At 74.7% G+C, this 17,800-nt stretch carries 14 protein-coding genes; 6 read left to right on the forward strand and 8 right to left on the reverse strand.

Translation table 11 applies throughout. The features are described from left to right. Positions 1 to 41: 41 nt before the first annotated feature. Positions 42 to 794 carry a hypothetical protein gene (locus AB0C78_RS48690; protein ID WP_360762068.1) on the reverse strand — a complete coding sequence of 251 codons (753 nt, stop codon included), beginning with the start codon at positions 792 to 794 and terminating at the stop codon, positions 42 to 44. A 107-nt stretch (positions 795 to 901) separates the two neighbouring features. Beyond that, on the reverse strand, positions 902 to 1,558 hold the full coding sequence (locus tag AB0C78_RS48695; protein WP_360762070.1) for a helix-turn-helix domain-containing protein: 657 nt from the start codon (positions 1,556 to 1,558) through the stop codon (positions 902 to 904). A 161-nt stretch (positions 1,559 to 1,719) separates the two neighbouring features. Between AB0C78_RS48695 and AB0C78_RS48700 the strand changes: the two genes are divergently transcribed. Continuing rightward, positions 1,720 to 3,483 (forward strand): glycoside hydrolase family 15 protein, encoded by a 1,764-nt coding sequence (locus AB0C78_RS48700; protein ID WP_360762071.1) that lies wholly within the window; start codon positions 1,720 to 1,722, stop codon positions 3,481 to 3,483. Positions 3,484 to 3,511: 28 nt separating this feature from the next. On the opposite strand, the gene AB0C78_RS48705 is transcribed toward AB0C78_RS48700, so the two are convergent. The 4 genes from AB0C78_RS48705 to AB0C78_RS48720 all read right to left on the reverse strand — a co-directional run bounded on the left by AB0C78_RS48705 (position 3,512) and on the right by AB0C78_RS48720 (position 8,540). Then, complete coding sequence (locus AB0C78_RS48705; RefSeq protein WP_360762072.1) at positions 3,512 to 5,179, reverse strand: MFS transporter; 1,668 nt, start codon at positions 5,177 to 5,179, stop codon at positions 3,512 to 3,514. A 122-nt stretch (positions 5,180 to 5,301) separates the two neighbouring features. Further along, complete coding sequence (locus AB0C78_RS48710) at positions 5,302 to 6,585, reverse strand: FHA domain-containing protein (RefSeq protein ID WP_360762074.1); 1,284 nt, start codon at positions 6,583 to 6,585, stop codon at positions 5,302 to 5,304. Then, positions 6,582 to 7,022 (reverse strand): hypothetical protein, encoded by a 441-nt coding sequence (locus AB0C78_RS48715; RefSeq protein WP_360762075.1) that lies wholly within the window; start codon positions 7,020 to 7,022, stop codon positions 6,582 to 6,584. The genes AB0C78_RS48710 and AB0C78_RS48715 overlap by 4 nt, the downstream gene beginning before the upstream one ends. A 63-nt stretch (positions 7,023 to 7,085) precedes the next feature. Then, the gene (locus AB0C78_RS48720; protein WP_360762077.1) at positions 7,086 to 8,540 is read right to left on the reverse strand and encodes a hypothetical protein; all 1,455 of its coding nucleotides are present in this window, start codon (positions 8,538 to 8,540) and stop codon (positions 7,086 to 7,088) included. Between the two features lie 259 nt (positions 8,541 to 8,799). Between AB0C78_RS48720 and AB0C78_RS48725 the strand changes: the two genes are divergently transcribed. Together AB0C78_RS48725 and AB0C78_RS48730 are read left to right on the forward strand one after the other, a co-directional pair. Further along, complete coding sequence (locus AB0C78_RS48725) at positions 8,800 to 11,841, forward strand: FAD-linked oxidase C-terminal domain-containing protein (protein ID WP_360762079.1); 3,042 nt, start codon at positions 8,800 to 8,802, stop codon at positions 11,839 to 11,841. Between the two features lie 80 nt (positions 11,842 to 11,921). Continuing rightward, positions 11,922 to 12,401, forward strand: coding sequence for a MarR family transcriptional regulator (locus AB0C78_RS48730; RefSeq protein WP_360762081.1), 480 nt, complete (start codon positions 11,922 to 11,924; stop codon positions 12,399 to 12,401). 27 nt (positions 12,402 to 12,428) lie between these two features. Here AB0C78_RS48730 and AB0C78_RS48735 read toward each other — a convergent pair whose 3' ends face one another. After that, positions 12,429 to 13,106 carry a hypothetical protein gene (locus AB0C78_RS48735; RefSeq protein WP_360762082.1) on the reverse strand — a complete coding sequence of 226 codons (678 nt, stop codon included), beginning with the start codon at positions 13,104 to 13,106 and terminating at the stop codon, positions 12,429 to 12,431. Positions 13,107 to 13,194: 88 nt separating this feature from the next. Further along, positions 13,195 to 14,046 carry an NAD-dependent protein deacetylase gene (locus tag AB0C78_RS48740; RefSeq protein ID WP_360762084.1) on the reverse strand — a complete coding sequence of 284 codons (852 nt, stop codon included), beginning with the start codon at positions 14,044 to 14,046 and terminating at the stop codon, positions 13,195 to 13,197. A gap of 212 nt (positions 14,047 to 14,258) precedes the next feature. Here AB0C78_RS48740 and AB0C78_RS48745 point away from each other — a divergent pair, with 212 nt between their 5' ends. The 3 genes from AB0C78_RS48745 (at position 14,259) to AB0C78_RS48755 (ending at position 17,741) form a co-directional block, all read left to right on the forward strand. After that, complete coding sequence (locus tag AB0C78_RS48745) at positions 14,259 to 15,020, forward strand: DeoR/GlpR family DNA-binding transcription regulator (RefSeq protein ID WP_151546505.1); 762 nt, start codon at positions 14,259 to 14,261, stop codon at positions 15,018 to 15,020. Next, positions 15,017 to 16,393 (forward strand): 6-phospho-beta-glucosidase, encoded by a 1,377-nt coding sequence (locus AB0C78_RS48750; RefSeq protein WP_360762086.1) that lies wholly within the window; start codon positions 15,017 to 15,019, stop codon positions 16,391 to 16,393. The genes AB0C78_RS48745 and AB0C78_RS48750 overlap by 4 nt, the downstream gene beginning before the upstream one ends. Before the next feature lie 115 nt (positions 16,394 to 16,508). Further along, on the forward strand, positions 16,509 to 17,741 hold the full coding sequence (locus AB0C78_RS48755) for a carbohydrate kinase family protein (protein ID WP_360762088.1): 1,233 nt from the start codon (positions 16,509 to 16,511) through the stop codon (positions 17,739 to 17,741). Positions 17,742 to 17,800 lie beyond the last annotated feature (59 nt).

The raw sequence follows: 17,800 nt of genomic DNA on the forward strand, positions 1-17,800 counted from the left end.
CGCGGGAATCGTCCCCGCGCGCGCCGCCGCCGTGGTGCCGATCAGGCGTAGAGGCCGTCCAGCCAGCCCTGCCACGCCTTCCGCGTCGCCTCCTCGTCACCGGACGCGCCGGCGCCGAACCGGTGCAGCACGATCCCGACCGGCGCGTCCCACGCGTTGCGGCCGAAGAACCGGTACATCGCGTCGCCGGTGCGCAGGCCGAGGAAGTTCTCGTTGCGGAAGTCGACGACCGCGTCCACCTCGCCGGCGCCCGGCAGGTCCACCCGCACCCGGTCGCCCTCCGCCGCGCCGTCCGCCACGGACGCGCCCAGCCCGAGCGCCCGGCCGACCGCCTCGAACGCGTCCTTCGCCGTCGACGCGGCCGGCCCCTGCACGTCGGTGTGCACCGCCGCGCGCCCCGCGAAATGGGTCACGTACTGCCGCAGCGTGTGCAGGTAGAAGTCGGTGTGCTTGTTCGCGCCGTCGTACTGGTCGTCCCAGTTCTCCACGAAGATCCCGCTGTGCACGTAGCGGACCCAGGACCGGCCGCCCTCGCGCGGCTCGATCAGGTGGTCGAGCTGGTTGAGCGCCTGCCCGACGGCCTTCAGGTCCTCGGGGGACTCGGACCGGGCGACCAGCCGGTGCGGCGGGTCCCACACGGTCAGGGTCGCGCCGAAGCCCGCCGAGCCGCCCTCGCGCGGCTCGTACTCCGTCGGCCACAGCCACCCGGCCGTGTTCACCGTGATCGCGTCCCAGATCGTCTCGGGCGGCGCGTCCGCCTCGAACTCGCGGACGATCTCGAATTCCTTCGCCATGGCGTGCTCCTCGCTCCGGCGCGCTGCCCGCGCGCCCGTTCCGTTCGGTTCGGTGTGCCGTTGTGGCCGGCCGTCGTGCCGCGCCGCCGTCCGGCGGCGGACGGCGCTCAGGACTCCGCCGCGTCGCCGTCCTGCTCGATGCCGGGCGTCTCGCCCTGCTCCGCCCGGTCCCCGGTGCCCGGTTCGCCCTTGAGGGAGGGGTGCAGGGCGATGACGACCCGGTGCGGGCGGCCGCCCTCCGCCGACGCGTCGTGGTACTTGCGCACCAGCGCTCCGACGCCGGCGGTCAGCTCCTCGACGAAAGCCGCCCGGTCGGCCGCGGAGGCGAACCGGACCTCGCCGTCCAGCGCGTAGGTGGCGAGGCGCTTGTTCGCCCGCTCCGCGCCGGTGATGAGCGCGCCGACGTCGCGGACCAGCCGCGCCGCCACCGCCAGCAGCCACCGCGCCGACAGCGCGTCGCGGTGCCGGGCCGGGTCGGGCTGCAGTCCCGGCAGCGCCAGCGGCGAGATCACGTAGGACGCCGCCGTGGCGCGCATCAGCCGCTCGGTCATGTTGCCCTTGCGGCGCTCCTCGACCAGTTCCACCAGCCCGTGCCGCTCCAGGGCCCGCAGGTGGTAGTTCACCTTCTGCCGTGGCAGCCCGACCCGCGCGGCCAGCGCCGCCGCCGACAGCGGCTCGGCCAGCTCGGCCAGCAGCCGCGCCCGCATCGGGTCCAGCGACGCGGCCGCCGCCCCGGGCTCCTCGATCACCGTCACGTCCAGCATGCGCCCATCATCGCCACCGACAGCATGAGTTGTCAAGACAAAAAAATTTGTCGGTGGCGCCCGCCTCCACGGCCGGGACGAATGATCACCGGGACCGGATCGTCGGCGCCTTCCTGGGTAATGACCCACCCGACGCACGGCGGCACGCGGAAGGAGACACGGTGGGAGGCACGGGCGGACGGGACTCGCTGCCGAAGGCGCTGCGCGACTACGCGCTGATCGCCGACGGGGAGCGCGGCGTCCTGATCGGGCCGCAGGGCGAGTACGCCTGGATGTGCTTCCCCGCCTGGGACTCGCCCGCCGCGTTCGGCGGCCTGCTCGGCGGCCCCGGCGACTACGTCGTCCAGCCCGCCGCCGAACGCTGGGTGTGGGGCGGCTACTACGAGGACCGCGGCCTGATCTGGAACAGCCGCTGGGTGACCGGCGACGGCGGCATGGTCGAATGCCGCGAGGCCCTCGCCCGGCCCGCCGCCCGCGGCCGCGCCGTCGTCCTGCGCCGCTGCCGGGCGGTGCGCGGCGCCGTCCGCGTCCGCGCCGTGCTGGACGTGCGCGCCGGCGACCGCCGCGAGCGGATGCGCGACCTGCACCACCACGGCGGCGAATGGACGGCCCGCAGCGGCGCCGCGCGGATCCGCTGGCGCGGCGGCGACGAGGCGGTGGTGCGGGAGAACACCGACGGCGGGCCCGTCCTCGCCCTAACGTTCGACCTCGCCGAGGGCGAGTCCCGCGACCTGGTCCTCGAGATCGCCGAAGGGGAATCCGGCGGCGACCTGGACGCCGGCGCGCTGTGGGACGCCACCGAACGCGCCTGGCGCGACGACGTCCCGTCCTGCGAGGACACCATCGCGCCCCGCGACGCGCGCCTCGCCTACTCGGTGCTCACCGGCCTCACCAGCAGCGGCGGCGGGATGGTCGCCGCCGCGACCACCGCGCTGCCCGAACGCTCCGACGAGGGCCGCAACTTCGACTACCGGTACGCGTGGATCCGCGACCAGTGCTTCGCCGGGCGCGCCGTCGCCGTGCACGGCGGGCCGCCGCGGCTGCTGCGCACCGCCGCCGAGTTCGTCGCCGCGCGGGTCCTCGCCGACGGCGACCGCCTCAAGCCCGCCTACACCGTCGCCGGCGACGACATCCCCGACCAGCGCGAGAGCGACCTGCCCGGCTACCCCGGCGCCGCCGCCGTCACCGGCAACCGCGCGAGCTCCCAGTTCCAGCTCGACGCGCTCGGCGAGGCGCTGCTGCTGCTCGCGGCGGCCGCCGAGCGGGAACCGCCCACCGCCGAGCAGGCCGAGGCGGCCCGCGTCGCCGCGGGCGCCGTCGCCCGCCGCTGGACCGGGCCCGACGCCGGCATCTGGGAGACCCACGACGACCTGTGGACCCACTCGCGGCTCACCTGCGTCGCCGGCCTCCGCCGCGCCGCCCGATACCTGGCAGGGCCGGCGGAGGCGGCCTCATGGAACGGCCTCGCCGACGCCGTCCTCGACGAGACCGCCCGCACCTCCCTCACGGCGTCCGGACGGTGGAAGCGGGCTCCCGGCGACGAGCGCGTGGACGCCGCGCTGCTCATCCCGCCGCTGCGCGGCGCCCTGCCGCACGACGACCCGCGCACCATCGCCACGCTGGAGGCGGTCCGCTCCGACCTCGTCCAGGAGGGCTTCGTCTACCGGTACCGCGTCGGCCGCGAGCCCCTCGGCGTCGCCGAGGGCGCCTTCAGCCTGTGCGGCTTCTTCCTCGCCCTCGCCGAGCACTGCCACGGCGAGACCGGCCGCGCCCTGCGCACCTTCGAGCGGACGCGGTCCGGCTGCGCCACCAGCGGGCTGTTCTCCGAGGAGTACGACGTCCAGCAGCGGCAGCTCCGCGGCAACATCCCGCAGGCGTTCGTCCACGCGCTGCTGCTGGAGTCCGCCGCCCGCCTCGACGGCTGAGCCCCCACCCAGCGTCGGGTGCCCGGCGTCAGGCGTCGGCGGGCTGGGCGGCGGGGGCGCCGGGGCTCGCCGCGCGCTTCCGCGTCTCCACCCCGAACGCCGCGACGACCAGCACCGCGAGCAGCAGCGGGACGGCGCCGAGCAGCGCGGTCGTGTTGATGGACGGCACCGTCGCGCCCACCACCAGCACGATCGTCACGACGACCCCGCCGAGCTTGCCGACGCCCGCCGACAGGCCGGAGCCGCGCGAGCGGATCCGCGTCGGGTAGATCTCCGAGCTGTAGGCGGCGAGCACCGCGGCGATCGTGGCGGTCCCGACGATCGGGCCGGCCAGCAGCACGTACAGCCACGTCCGGTCGTGCGCGAGGGACTCGCCGGAGAACGAGAACGCCACCAGCGCCGCCGCGGTCAGCGCGGTCAGCACGATGATCGTCTTCTTGGCGCTCCACAGCCCGTACATCGCCGCGGCGACGAACACCAGCGGCAGCCCGAGCAGGGAGGAGTCGCGCAGCGCCGCGTCCGCCGACTTCTGCGCCAGGCCGAGCTTCTGCAGGTTCGACGGGATCCACAGCTGGAACCCGTAGGTGACCAGCCCGATGCCCAGCCCCAGCACGACCACCGCGATGCTGAGCCCGGCGAACGGGGGCCGGAACAGCGGCGTGAAGCCGCCGCCGTGCGCGGCCTCCCTGCGCTCCTCGGCGGACGCCTCCGCGCCGGACGCCGCCCCGGCTGCCCCAGCCGCCTCGGTCTCCGGGGCCGCCGCGACGTCCTCGACCGCGCCGTACCGGGTCATGATCGCGCGGGCCTCGTCCTCCCGGCCGTGCGCCAGCAGGAACCGCGGCGACTCGGGGATCCAGTGGTTCAGCGCGATCAGCAGCACCCCGGTCGGCATGCCCAGCAGCCACAGGATCCGCCACGAGTAGTGCGGCACCAGCGCCGACGACAGCGAGCTCGTGATGGCGTAGGCGAGCGCCAGGTTCCCGCCGATCAGCACCATCACCCAGCCGCGGTGCCGCCCCGGGATCATCTCCGCCAGCAGCGAGAACGTGATCGGCAGCATCCCGCCCGCCGCCAGGCCCATCAGCAGGCACATCGCGAGGTTCCACGAGAACGACGGCATCGCGCCGCACACCGCGGTGGTCACGAACATGACCCCGGCCAGCAGGATCGACGAGCGCCGCCCGATGCGGTCGCCGAGCCAGCCCCACAGGAACGAGCCGGCGACCGTCCCGGTCAGGCCGAACAGCGGCAGCAGCGCCACCGGCCAGTGCCCGCCGGGGTTCAGGGCCGACTTCAGCCCGTACTCCTTGCCCATCCCGGGCGCCACGAACGACAGCGTGATCGGCTTCATCGCGTCGATCGTCACCGCCGTCGTCATGACGATGACCAGGCCGATGTGCGCCCGCCGGAACGGCGCGTCGTGCGCCGCGCGGACGCGCACCTCCCCGTCCCGGCGGGACGCGGCGAGACCGCGCGGGATGAGCCCGTACGCGGTCAGCGCCAGGCCGGCGACGATGAGCGCCATCCCGGTGATCATCGGGGCGTCCATCGACATCCCGCGCATCATGTAGTGCATGTCCGCCGAGTCGATGTACATCGGCAGGTGCAGGGCGACGCCCGCGACGCAGGCGATGAACCCGGTCCAGAAGGCGGGCGGATGGGCGAAGGTGATACCGCCCATGGGCCGTGTTCGCATCACTGTCCTTTCGAGGGGGGACGCGGCCGGCGCGCCGGCCGCGGTGGGAGCCGCCGTACGGCCCGGAGGATGTGACGCGGCGCGCGCCCGTACGGTGCGCGTCCGGTTCCGGCCATCCTTAATCAGACCTTCCGGTTGGACTCGAAACGGAACGTCCGGGACAGGCCGACGCGGACGGCCGACCCGGGCGCCAGCTCGGCCGGGGTGTCGGGCGGCAGCCGGACGAAGTCCGCGGCGCCGGGCGCGCGCACCGCCGTCCCGTTGGCCGAGCCGAGGTCGACCACGGTGACCCGCCACTCCTCCAGCCGGACGAGGACGTGCCGGCGGGAGATCGACTCCTCGGCGTCGGTCATCCGCAGCGGGTGCGCGCGGCCCTCGGCGACCTCCGGCGCCCGCTCGGGCCGCCGCCCGATGAGGTGGTCGTCCTCGAGCGGGACCGCCTGCCCGTCGTCGAGCAGCAGCACGCCGAGCGGCGGCCGCGGCCCGTGGAACGGCGACAGCGTGAGCTGCAGCATCGAGATCCCGCAGACCGCGCAGTAGTGCGCGCGCGGGTCGTTGAAGTGCTCGTTCTTGCAGTTGACGCCGAGCACCCGCGGCCCGCCCGGGCGCCGCTTCGGATGCTTGCGGATCAGGCTGACCGGCTCGCGCGGCGGCTCCTCGGCGCCCCCGGCCGGCATGCCGTCGACCGGCGTCGGCGGCAGCGGCGCCCGCTCCGCCGTCGTCGGCCGCGCCGGCGCGACCGGCCGCGGCGCGGGCGGCTCGGGGATCGGCAGGCCCGGGGGAGGAGCGGGCGGCAGCGCGGGGGCCGCCTCGTCCAGCATCGTCCGGAGCTGCTCGGACGCGACGACCCGCGGCCCGCCCGCGGCCGGCCGGTCGCCCGCCACCGGCCGGTCACCGGACGGCCGCGACGCGGCGCCGGGGCGGCGCACCGCGCGGCGCAGGCCGCCGCCGCGCACCACGCCCGAGGCCAGCCGCAGCCGCGGCTCGGCCCGCCCCGCGCCGCCGAGCGCCAGCTCCAGGCTCGCCACCGGCCCCTCGACGGTCCGCTCGGACGGCCCGCCCGCGCCGCCGCCGACCCGGACCTCACCGCCGTCCGCCAGCATCACCCGCGCCGCGGCCTCGCCGCTGACCAGCACCGCCAGCCCCGAACGCCCGGACGGCCCGGCGACCGCGCACGCCGGCGGGCGGGCGCCGGCCCGGTCGGCCAGCGCGCGGGCGGCGCGGCGCACCAGCTCCGCCCCGTCGCCGCCCGCCTCCGCGACCTCCTGCAGCGCGGCCAGCAGCGCGTCCACCAGCGGCGCCGTCACCGCGTCGGGCGCCGCGCACACCAGCGACAGCTCGCCCTCCTGCGCGACCAGCCCGTCACCGGGCAGCGGCCGCGCGAAGGCCCGGGACCCACCGCTCACAGCAGCCGTCCGCCGCGCAGCCTCCACTGCACGAAGAACACCCGCATGGGCCCGTTGACGAACAGCCACTGGCCCAGCCACACGAACACGAACATCGTCAGGAACATCGACGCCGACACATGGTCTCCGACGCCGGGAACGAGCCCGGTGTTCAGCAGCAGCCACATCACGGCGCCCTCCGGGACGATCGTGACGAGGCCGAAGAGCGTCGGCCAGTCCTTGTCCCAGCGGAACTGCATCAGCAGGTGGTACAGCAGCTCCCACACCAGCCCCACCACGATCACGGCGAGGAGCATCAGGAACGCCGTCCGGTACGCGGCGCCGAGCGAGCCCGGCCGGCCCGGCAGCACCGGGACGATCAGCGCGGTCAGCAGCGCGCCGACGGTGGCGAGCACGAAGATCCGCGTCTGCAGGCGTCCGGCGAGGGTGGGGATCACGGTGCGAGCTCCTGCGTGGGGGAGGGAGGCGGGGGCGGCGAGGAGGGCGGGGAGCGCGGCGGATCAGAGCGGACGGCCCCTCATCCACCTGATCCACTGGCCGGTCGACCGGACCGGCCCGAGCCGCGAGCAGAACCCGCGCCGGGCGAGGTCGGCGGCGATGTCCAGCGCCGCGGTCTGCATGCCGAGGAAGCTGTCGACGGCGGGGAAGTGGTTGCCCGCGACGGCGGCGCCGGAGGCGTACAGGACCCCGCCCTCGCTCTCGGCGCCGAGCACCTCGAAGTGCTCGCCGACCGCGAGCCGGCCCGCGCCGTTGCGCCGCGCGCCGCCGTACTGCAGCAGGTCGGCCAGCACCCGGTGCTCGGGCATGTCGGCCTCCAGCCCGGTGCAGTCGATGATGAAGTCGGAGGTGTAGCGGCCGAGGCGCCCGTCGTCGCTGCGGGTCAGCGACACCAGCCGCCCGTCCGGCGTCGGCTCGACCCGGTCGACGACGGCCTGGAACGGGTGGTACCAGCCGCCCGCGCGGCCCCGCCGCATCTGCTCCTGCCAGCGGCGCAGCCGCGGCGTGGTCGTCCCGCCGACGGCCTTGGACAGCGCGGCGCGCCGCTCGGGCCCCGCCCGCCGGAACTGCGCCTTCAGCTGCCCGCCGAACGCCGACTTCGGCAGCGTGAACGCCTGGTAGGCCCAGCCGTCGCCGCCCTTGCGCCGCATCCACATCCCCTGGCCGTGCGCGCCGGTGACGAACGTGCGGAACATGTGCACGATCTGCGTCTGCAGCCCGAACCTCTCCCGGTCGTCCATCAGCCGCTGCAGCACGCGGGACGCGACGATCCCGGCGCCGCGCACCACGACCACGCCGGGACGCGACTTCAGCGTCTCGTACACGTGCTCGTGCGGCTCGTAGGCGTTGACGACGCGGTGGTAGTCGTTGTGGGTCTCGCGGAACTGCTGCAGGTCCGGCAGGAACTTCAGGCCGGGGTAGCCGACCGCCAGGTGCACGTACTGCGACCGCATCACGACCCGCTTGGTCGCGGACGTGCCGGGCGGCGGCGTCAGGACGGTGAAGTAGCCGCCGCCCGCGCGGCGCCGCACCATCCGGACCTGCCCCTTGGAGAGCATCTGCCAGTAGGAGATCCGGTCGGCCTCGCGGCGGACGGTCTCGAACACCGTCGCGGCGCGCGGGCTGAAGAAGTCGGTGAGGATCGGCTCGGTCAGCACCTGCCACAGCAGCTTCACCGACTTGTCCCGCCACGCCTCGTGCAGCGCGTAGGACGGGAAGCCCCAGATGTTGTCGGGCCGGGCGCCGGCGTCGGAGCGGATCCGCTCGCCCGCCGGCAGCTGCGACACCCGGGTCAGGTACTCCCACGACTGCCAGGGCGCGTCCCGGCTGGACAGCACCCGGATGGCGCCCGCCGCGACCCCCTGGATCCGCAGGACGTCCACCAGCGTGAACGAGCCGAGCCCGCCGCCGACGGTGACCAGCGGCACGTCGTAGAGCGGGATGCCCGCGGCCTGCACCTGCCGATCGTGCCAGACCGGCGATCGGAGCAGCTCGGGCGTGAGATCACCAGCTGGTCGGGCACCCTGCAACGACGTCCCCCGCGACAAGATCAGACGAATCGGCCGACACCTTATCCCAAAAGGTGCGCCGGGCAGGCGCGATCGCGGAGGCCGCAAGCCGCGCCGCCCGGCGGCCGTGCCGCGGCGGCGCCGGATTGAAACCCGCGACGCGGGTATGCGCTCGGACATGTCTGTATCGGCGGAGCGACTGCGTCAGGTGGGAAAGCTGGGACACGGCAAGCACGCGCGGCGGGACGGGACCGGGAAGGGCGCGGACGAGGAGTGGAGGACCGCGGCGCTGCGCCGCGACCTGGCCGACCGGGTGGACGGCGAGGTCCGCTTCGACCCGGGGTCGCGCGCCGCGTACGCGCACGACTCGTCGAACTACCAGCAGCCGCCCATCGGCGTGGTGGTGCCGCGCACCGTCGAGGCCGGCGTCGAGGCGGTCGCGGTCTGCGCCGAGCACGACGTCCCGGTGCTGTCGCGCGGCGGCGGGACGAGCCTGGCCGGGCAGTGCTGCAACACCGCCGTCGTGATCGACTGGTCCAAGTACTGCCGCGCGCTGGTCTCCGTCGACCCGAAGCGGCGCACCGCGATCGTCGAGCCCGGCGCGTGCCTCGACGACCTGAACGAGGCGCTGTCGGAGCACGAGCTGATGGTCGGGCCGAAGCCGTCGACCCACGACACCTGCACGATCGGCGGGATGATCGGCAACAACTCGTGCGGCGCGTCGGCGCAGGCGTACGGGAAGATGGTCGACTCGGTGGTCCGGCTGGAGGTGCTGACCTACGACGGCGTGCGGATGTGGGTGGGGCCCACCTCCGACGAGGAGTACGAGCGGATCCAGGCCGAGGGCGGCCGCCGCGCCGAGATCTACCGGGCGCTGCGCGCGCTCCGCGACGACGGCATGGAGCTGATCCGGACCCGCTACCCCGACATCCCGCGCCGCGTGTCGGGCTACAACCTCGACTCGCTGCTGCCCGAGAAGGGCTTCGACGTCGCGCGCGCCCTCGTCGGGTCGGAGTCGACGCTGGTCACGGTGCTGCGCGCGGAGATCTGCCTGGTGCCGGTGCCGCCGTACGAGTCGCTGGCGGTGCTCGGCTACGACGACATCTTCGCCGCGGGCGACGCCGTCAAGCGGGTCCTGCCGTCCGAGCCGCTCGCGCTCGAGGGCATGGACGACACGCTCCTCGACCTCGCCCGGCAGGACAAGCTCGCGGGGCCCGAGGTGCTGAAGGACATGCCGGAGGGCGCTGGCTGGCTGATGGTCCGGTTCGGCGGCGACACCAAGGACGAGGCCGACCGGCGTGCCCGCGACCTCATCGAGCGCCTGGAGAACGAACCTGACCCGCCGCACTGCACCTTCGTCCACGACCCCGAGGTCGAGGAGATGCTCTGGAAGGTCCGCGAGGCCGGGCTCGGCGCCACCGCCTACCCGCCCGGGCATCCCGACACCCACGAGGGCTGGGAGGACTCCGCCGTCCCGCCCGAGCGCCTCGGCGACTACCTGCGCGACTTCCAGGCCCTCATCGACGAGTTCGGCTACGGCCCGGTGTCGCTGTACGGGCACTTCGGGCAGGGCTGCGTGCACACCCGCATCCCGTTCGACCTGGAGGACGAGAAGGGCACCGGCAACTACCGCAGGTTCATCGAGCGCGCCGCCCGCATCGTCGTCGGCTACGGCGGGTCGCTGTCGGGCGAGCACGGTGACGGGCAGTCCCGCGGCGAGCTGCTGCCGCTGATGTTCGGCGACGAGGTCGTCCGGCTGTTCGGCATGTTCAAGGCGGTCTTCGACCCGCGCGGGAGGATGAACCCCGGCAAGGTCGTCCACCCCTACCGCCTCGACGACAACCTCGACCACCTCGGCTACGACCCCGCCGAGCCGAAGACGCACTTCTCCTTCCCCGACGACAAGCACCGCTTCACGCACGCGGCGGCCCGCTGCGTCGGGATCGGCAAGTGCCGCGCCTCGTCGGGCGGCGTGATGTGCCCGAGCTACCGGGCGACGGGGGAGGAGGAGCACTCCACCCGCGGCCGTGCCCGCATCCTGATGGAGATGATGCGCGGGATGCCGCAGGACGGGACGCCTGACCCTGCGGTGCCCGGCCCCGGTGGCGCCGCCGTCATCACCGACGGCTGGCGGTCCGACGACGTCCGCAACGCGCTGGACCTGTGCCTGGCCTGCAAGGGCTGCCGCAGCGACTGCCCCGTCAACGTCGACATGGCGACCTACAAGGCCGAGTTCCTCTCCCATCACTACGCGCGCCGGATCCGCCCGCCCGCGCACTACACGATGGGCTGGCTGCCGCTGTGGGCGAAGCTGGCGTCGGCGGCGCCCGGCGCGGCCAACACCGCGCTGAACGTCCCCGGCCTGGACCGGGTGGTCAAGCGGCTCGGCGGCATCGCGCCCGAACGCGAGATGCCGCGGTTCGCGTCCGAGCGGTTCACCGACTGGTTCAAGCGCCGTCCCGCCCGGACCGGAGGCCGCCGCGTGGTGCTGTGGCCCGACACGTTCACCAACAACTTCCACCCGCACATCGCCAAGGCCGCCGTCCGCGTGCTGGAGGCGTCGGGGTACCAGGTGGAGGTGCCGCCCGTGCCGATGTGCTGCGGCCTGACCTGGATCTCCACCGGCCAGCTCGGCGTCGCGGCCCGCGTGCTGCGCCGCACCGTCACCGCGCTGGCGCCGCGGCTGCGCGACGGGATCCCCGTCGTCGGCCTGGAGCCCAGCTGCACCGCCGTGTTCCGCGCCGACGCGCCCGAGCTGATGGAGGGCGACCGCGTCGAGGACGACGTCAAGCGGCTGCGCGACCAGACCCGCACGCTCGCCGAGCTGCTCGACGAGCACCAGGAGGAGTCCGGCGGCACCTCGCCCGCCGCGTCCCACGACGTGGTCGCCGGGCTGGACCGGCCGAAGGTCCGCGCGATCGCCCAGCCGCACTGCCACCAGCACGCCATCATGGGGTTCGGCACCGACGAGCGCGTCCTCGCCCGCGCGGGCGTCGAGGTCGAGACCCTCGACGTCGGCTGCTGCGGGCTCGCCGGGAACTTCGGCTTCGAGAACGGCCACTACGAGGTCTCCACCAAGATCGCCGAGCAGGGCGTGTGGCCCGCCGTGAAGGACGCCGGCCCCGGCACCACCGTGCTGGCCGACGGGTTCTCCTGCCGGACGCAGATCGAGGCGGGCACCGACGCCCGCCCCCGCCACCTCGCCGAACTCCTCGCCGACCTGCTCCCCGACGGCGAGGACCGGCGCTGAGGACCCGCCGCCCCCGCCCTCCGCGCGCCGGGCGGGGGCGGCGCTGGCGGCGCCGGGCCCCGGAGCGGTAGAAAGTCGTCATGACCGTGGAAGCGGGTGAGGGCGCCGACGAGGTCACCTCCGCGCTGCTCACCGCGTCGCGGCTGCTCGTCGCGATCTCCGCGCGCTCCCTCGCCGCCGTCGAGGACGCCGTCACCCTGCCGCAGTTCCGGCTGCTGGTCGTGCTGTCCACGCAGGGGCCGGCGAAGCTCGTCACGCTCGCCGGGCTGCTCGGGGTCAACCCGTCCACCGCGCTGCGGATGGTCGACCGGCTGGCCGCGGCCGGACTCGTCGACCGGCAGGCGAGCCCCGCCAGCGGCCGGGAGGTGCGCATCCAGCTCACCGCCGCGGGCCGCGGTATCGTCGACGACGTCACCGCCCGCCGCCGCGCCGACATCGCCGGCGTCGTCGCCCGGATGCCGCCCGCGCAGCGCCGCGCCCTGGTCGCCGCGCTGCGCGCGTTCAACGACGCGGGCGGCGAACCGCCCGTCACGAACCTGGCTCGCCTCGGCTGGACGTGACGGGCCGGCCGGCGCGGCTGCGGCGGCTCAGCCGCGCGGCATCACCAGCGCCCACGACTTGACCGAGCCGTGCCCGTGCCAGGGCAGGTGGTCGGCGATGTGCGCGAACGACGAGCCCGCCTCGCCGTTCAGCAGCGTCACCTCCGTGACCGGGCCGGACGGCAGCCGCGCGCAGAAAGTGAACGCCCACACCGGCCGGTCCGGCAGCGCGTACCCGGTGAACAGCTCCTCGATCACGACGCGTGTCGGCGGGCGGTCGGCCATGGCCGTCCGGTCGGCGTCGGTCAGGCCGCCGAAGTCGCGCGTCGCGACCGGCCCGTAGAACACCTCCGCCTTGCGGTCGGCGCCGTCCAGCGGCTCCGCGGTCGCGTGCGCGGCGAGGTCGCAGCCGGGCAGCAGGGCGGCGGCGAACACCGGGAACACCGTGTGCGCCCACCCGTCGAGCGCGTCGGCGGCCGGATGCCGGTCGCCGCCGGGCACGCCGACGGCCTGGTCCCAGGCGAACATCCCGCCGAAGCCCGGATGCGACACCCCGATCGGGAGCTGGACGAGCCCGTTGTCCTGCGGCTGCGGGGCGGCGATCGCGATCCGCACGCCGGTGCCCGCCACGTCGACCTCCGCGCCGCAGGCCGACGCGGGCAGCGCGTGCCCCTCCGCCAGCATCCGCGCGCGCAGCCCCGCGATCTCCTCCGCCCCCATGTCCATGATGATCACCGTAGCGGGACGGCGCCGGAGGCACCCGCCGTTTCCCGCAACCCCGCACCGGCATGCCGATCGGCCGGCGGGGGAGCCGTCAGGAGGTCAGGGCGACGAGCTCCTCCAACGTCGGGCCGAGCGGCGCGTCCAGGGTCACCAGCGCGTGCGGGTCGCCGCGCGTCGCGCCCCGGTTGACGATCGCGACGGGGACGGAGTGCCGCGCCGCGTGCCGGACGAACCGGTACCCCGACAGCACCGTCAGCGACGACCCGAGCACCAGCAGCGTCCCGGCGGACTCGGTGAGCGCGTAGCAGTCGCGGACCCGCGCCGGCGGCACGTTCTCGCCGAAGAAGATCACGTCGGGCTTGAGCAGCCCGCCGCAGCGGGCGCAGTCCACCGTCCGGAAGGAGGCGACGTCGGCGTCCGACAGCACGGCGTCGCCGTCGGGGTTGATCATGTCGGGGCGGGCGTCCCAGCCGGGGTTCGCGGCGCGCAGCCGCTCCTCCAGCCGCGTGCGCGGGGTGCGCTCGCCGCAGCCGAGGCACACCACCCGGTCGAGGCCGCCGTGCAGCTCGACGACGCCGCCGGCGCCCGCCGCCTGGTGCAGCCCGTCGACGTTCTGGGTGATGATCCCGGCGAGCAGGCCGCGCCGCTGCAGCTCGGCGACCGCGCGGTGGCCAGCGTTCGGCCGGGCGCCGGCGATGTGCCGCCAGCCGAGGTGGCTGCGCGCCCAGTACCGGCGGCGCGCCGCCGCGTCCCCGGTGAAGCGCTGGTAGGTCATCGGCTCCGCGCGGCGCCGCCGCCCGGTCTCGCCGCGATAGTCCGGAATGCCTGATTCGGTGGAGAGTCCGGCGCCGCTCAGCACCACCACGTCGCCGTCGGCGACCAGGTCCGCCAGCACCGCGAGCGCCGGGGCCGCTTCCACCCGTTCTTCTGCAACCTGCGTCACTTCTCCATGGTGCACGACGGCGCGGTTGACCGCCCGCCCTGACAGCCCGTGACCGCCCGCCGGTCCGCAGTGGAAATGGTCTTGACCGCCCTGACTGACTCCTGCCATGAACTGACCGGGATTTGTGCAGGTCAGGTGCGTGGATGACGGAGTTCGAGCAACTTTCCACCAGGTGATGACCGAAGTCGGTCATGGGTGCTACGTTCCCCTGCGTGACCTCGAGCAAGCGACACGCGCAGATCGTGTCCTCGCTGCGCACGAAGGGGGCGGCCTCCGTCAGGGAACTGGCCGAGAGCCTTCAGGTGAGCGAGTCGACGATCCGCCGGGACCTGGACCTGCTGGACCGCAACGGGGAGCTCGTCCGCACCTACGGCGGCGCGGCGCTGACCCCGCGGGCGGCGGTGCCGGAGATCTCCTTCGCGGCGTCGGCCGAGCACGACAGCGCCGAGAAGGAGGCCGTGGCGGCGCGGGCCGCCGCCCTCGTCGAGGACGACATGGTCGTCGTGCTCGACATCGGCACCAGCACCCGGCTGCTCGCCCGGCACCTGCGCGGCCGCCCGGTCACCGTGATCACCGCGAACCTGGCCGTGCTGGACGAGCTGCGCGACGACGAGGCCGTCCGGCTGTGCCTGCTCGGCGGCGTGGTCCGGCGCAACTACCTGACGCTCGTCGGGTCGCTGACCGAGACCGCGCTCCGCCAGGTCCGCGCCGACCTCGTGTTCCTCAGCTGCACCGGGGTGCGGCCGAACGGGCTCGTGGTCGACGACATGGAGGTCGAGACCCCGATCAAGCAGGCGATGATCGAGTCCGCCGACCGGGTCGCGCTCGTCGCCTCCGAGGCCAAGTTCCCCGGCACCGGCTCGCTGCGCGTGTGCTCCCTCGCGCAGGTGGACGCGCTCGTCACCACGGCCGGGGCCGATCCGAAGACTCTCGAGCTCTGCCGGCAGGCGGGCGGGAAGGTGTTCATCGCATGAAGCTGGCCATTCTCGGCGGCGGCGGGTTCCGGGTGCCCTACGTGTACCAGGCCCTGCTGCGCGACCACGGCACCCCGCGCATCGAGGAGGTCTGGCTGCAGGACTCCGACGCCGGACGCCTCGACGCCATGGCGGCGGTGCTGGCCGCGCTCGCGGAGGAGAGCGGGGGCGGGGCCGGCCCGGCGCCGAAGGTGTTCACCTCCACCGACCTGGACAAGGCCCTCGAAGGCGCCGACTTCGTCTTCGCCGCGATCCGCGTCGGCGGGCTCGCCGGGCGGGTGTGCGACGAGCGGGTGGCGCTCGACCTCGACGTCCTCGGGCAGGAGACCACCGGCCCGGGCGGCCTGGCCTACGGGCTGCGCACCATCCCGGTGATGCTCGACATCGCGCGCCGGGTGAAGGCGCTCGCGCCGGACGCCTACGTCATCAACTTCACCAACCCCGCCGGGATGATCACCGAGGCGATGCAGTCGGTGCTCGGCGACCGGGTGCTCGGCATCTGCGACACCCCGTCCGGGCTCGGCACCCGGGTCGCCGCGGCGCTCGGCCTCGACCCGTCCCGCGTGCAGATGGACTACGTCGGGCTCAACCACCTCGGCTGGATGCGCCGCATCCTGTACGACGGCACCGACGTGCTGCCGCGGCTGCTCGCCGACGACGACCTGCTCGGCTCGCTGGAGGAGGGCGTGGTCTTCGGCCGCGAGTGGCTCCGCGACCTCGGGGTCATCCCGAACGAGTACCTGTACTACTACTACTTCAACCGCGAGGCGGTCCGCGCCACCCTCGACGCGCCGCAGACGCGCGGCGAGTTCCTCGCCAAGCAGCAGGCGGCGTTCTACGAGCGGATCGCGGCGGCGTCCGGCGGCGCGGCGATGGAGCTGTGGCGCGAGACCGTCGCGTCCCGCAGCGCGAGCTACATGGCCGAGATGAAGGGCGCCGCCACCGGGACGGAGCTGGCGGAGCACGCCGGCGTCGACCCGGTCGACGAGGGGTACGCGGGCGTCGCGCTGAGCGTGATGGCCGCGATCAGCCGCAACGAGCCCGCCACGATGATCCTCAACGTCCGCAACGGGACGACGGTGCGCGCGCTGCCCGAGGACGCCGTGGTCGAGGTGCCGGTGCTGGTGGACGCCGGCGGCGTGCACCCGCTGACGCTCGCGCAGCCCGACCTGCACCAGGCCGGGCTGATGCAGCAGGTCAAGGCCGTGGAGCGGCTGACGATCAGCGCCGCGCGGACCGGCTCGCGGGCCGAGGCCGCCAAGGCGTTCGCGCTGCACCCGCTGGTCGACTCGGTGTCGGTGGGCCGGCGGCTGCTGGACGGTTACGCCGCCCGCATCCCGGAGGTCGCGGCCGTGTTCGCGGGCGGGACGTGACGGGCCGCAGGCCGGCCGCGGCACCGCCGCGCGTCCCGGCCCGCACCCCATCCTGTTTTGTCCTGACAACCGGTCATCCTGGTCTCATCCCTGACGGCCCTCGTGAGGAGGCGCAATGACAGCAGGAACCCTGCGCGGGGCCCCGGCCGCCGGCGACCGCGGCGCGGCCGCCGCCCCGTCCGACGGCGAGACCGGGGCCCCCGGCCGCCCGCCCGAGCCGTCGCTGGCCGACCCGTGCGCCGAGCGCGGCGCGGTGAGCGAGCGGCTGCTCGCCGCGCGCGCGGACGGCGGCCGGGGACCGGCGCCCGACCTGGACGTCTTCCTGTCCGGCCAGGTCTTCATGGACATGATCTTCACCGGGCTGCCCGGCCTGCCGCCGCCCGGCACCGAGCTGTTCACCGACGGACTCGGCTCGGCGCCCGGCGGCATCGCCAACATCGCCGTCGCGATGAGCCGGCTCGGGCTGCGCGTCGGCCTCGCCGCCCCGTTCGGCGACGACCTGTTCGGCGCCTACCTGTGGCGGACCCTCGCCGAGCAGGAGGGCGTGGACCTCGGCCACTCCCGCCGCGTCCCCGCCTGGCCCACGCCGGTGACGGTGTCGCTGGCCTACGACTCCGACCGCAGCATGGTCACCTACGCCAAGCCCGTCCCCGACATCGGCTCCGCCGACGACTCCTACGAGGAGGTGCTCGGGTCGGCGCCGCCGTCGGCGCGGGCCTGCTTCATCGACATCGAGCGGCCGGTGCCGGCGTGGGCGCGGGAGATGCGCGCCGCCGGGACCACCGTCTTCGCCGACCTCGGCTGGGACGCCACCGAGACCTGGTCCAGCGAGGTGCTGGACCGGCTCGAGCACGTGGACGTGTTCCTGCCCAACGCGGTCGAGGCAATGGCCTACACCCGCACCGCCTCGCCCGAGGCCGCCGCCCGCGCCCTGTCCGAGCGCGTCCCGGTGGTCGTGGTCAAGCGCGGCGGCGCCGGCGCGATCGCGATCGACTCCCGCAGCGGCGAGGTCGCCGAGACCGACGCGCTGCCGGTCCGGGCGCTTGACGCCACCGGAGCGGGCGACGTGTTCGGCGCCGGGTTCCTGTTCGGCACCCTCGCCGGGCTGCCCCTGGCGGAGCGGCTGAAGTTCGCCAACCTGTGCGCGGGCCTGTCGGTGCGGCACCGCAGCGGCTCGCTCGGCGCCCCCTGCTGGGGGGAGATCGCCGCGTTCGGCGAGTCCGGCGAGGTCCCCGAGGAGGTCCTGGAACCGTACGCGTTCGTCGTCGACTACATTCCCGACTCGGCGACCGACACCGTCGTGCGCGCCGAGCCGACGCTCCGCGACGACCTGCAGCACTCGTCCTGACGGATCGTCCCAGCCCCCCGCCCCACCCCAGGACCCGTGCCGGCGCGGCCCCCCCCCGG

Origin of the sequence: Actinomadura sp. NPDC048394 (genome assembly GCF_040651755.1) — a bacterium.
In the GTDB taxonomy this organism is placed as follows: Bacteria; Actinomycetota; Actinomycetes; order Streptosporangiales; family Streptosporangiaceae; genus Spirillospora; species Spirillospora montaniterrae.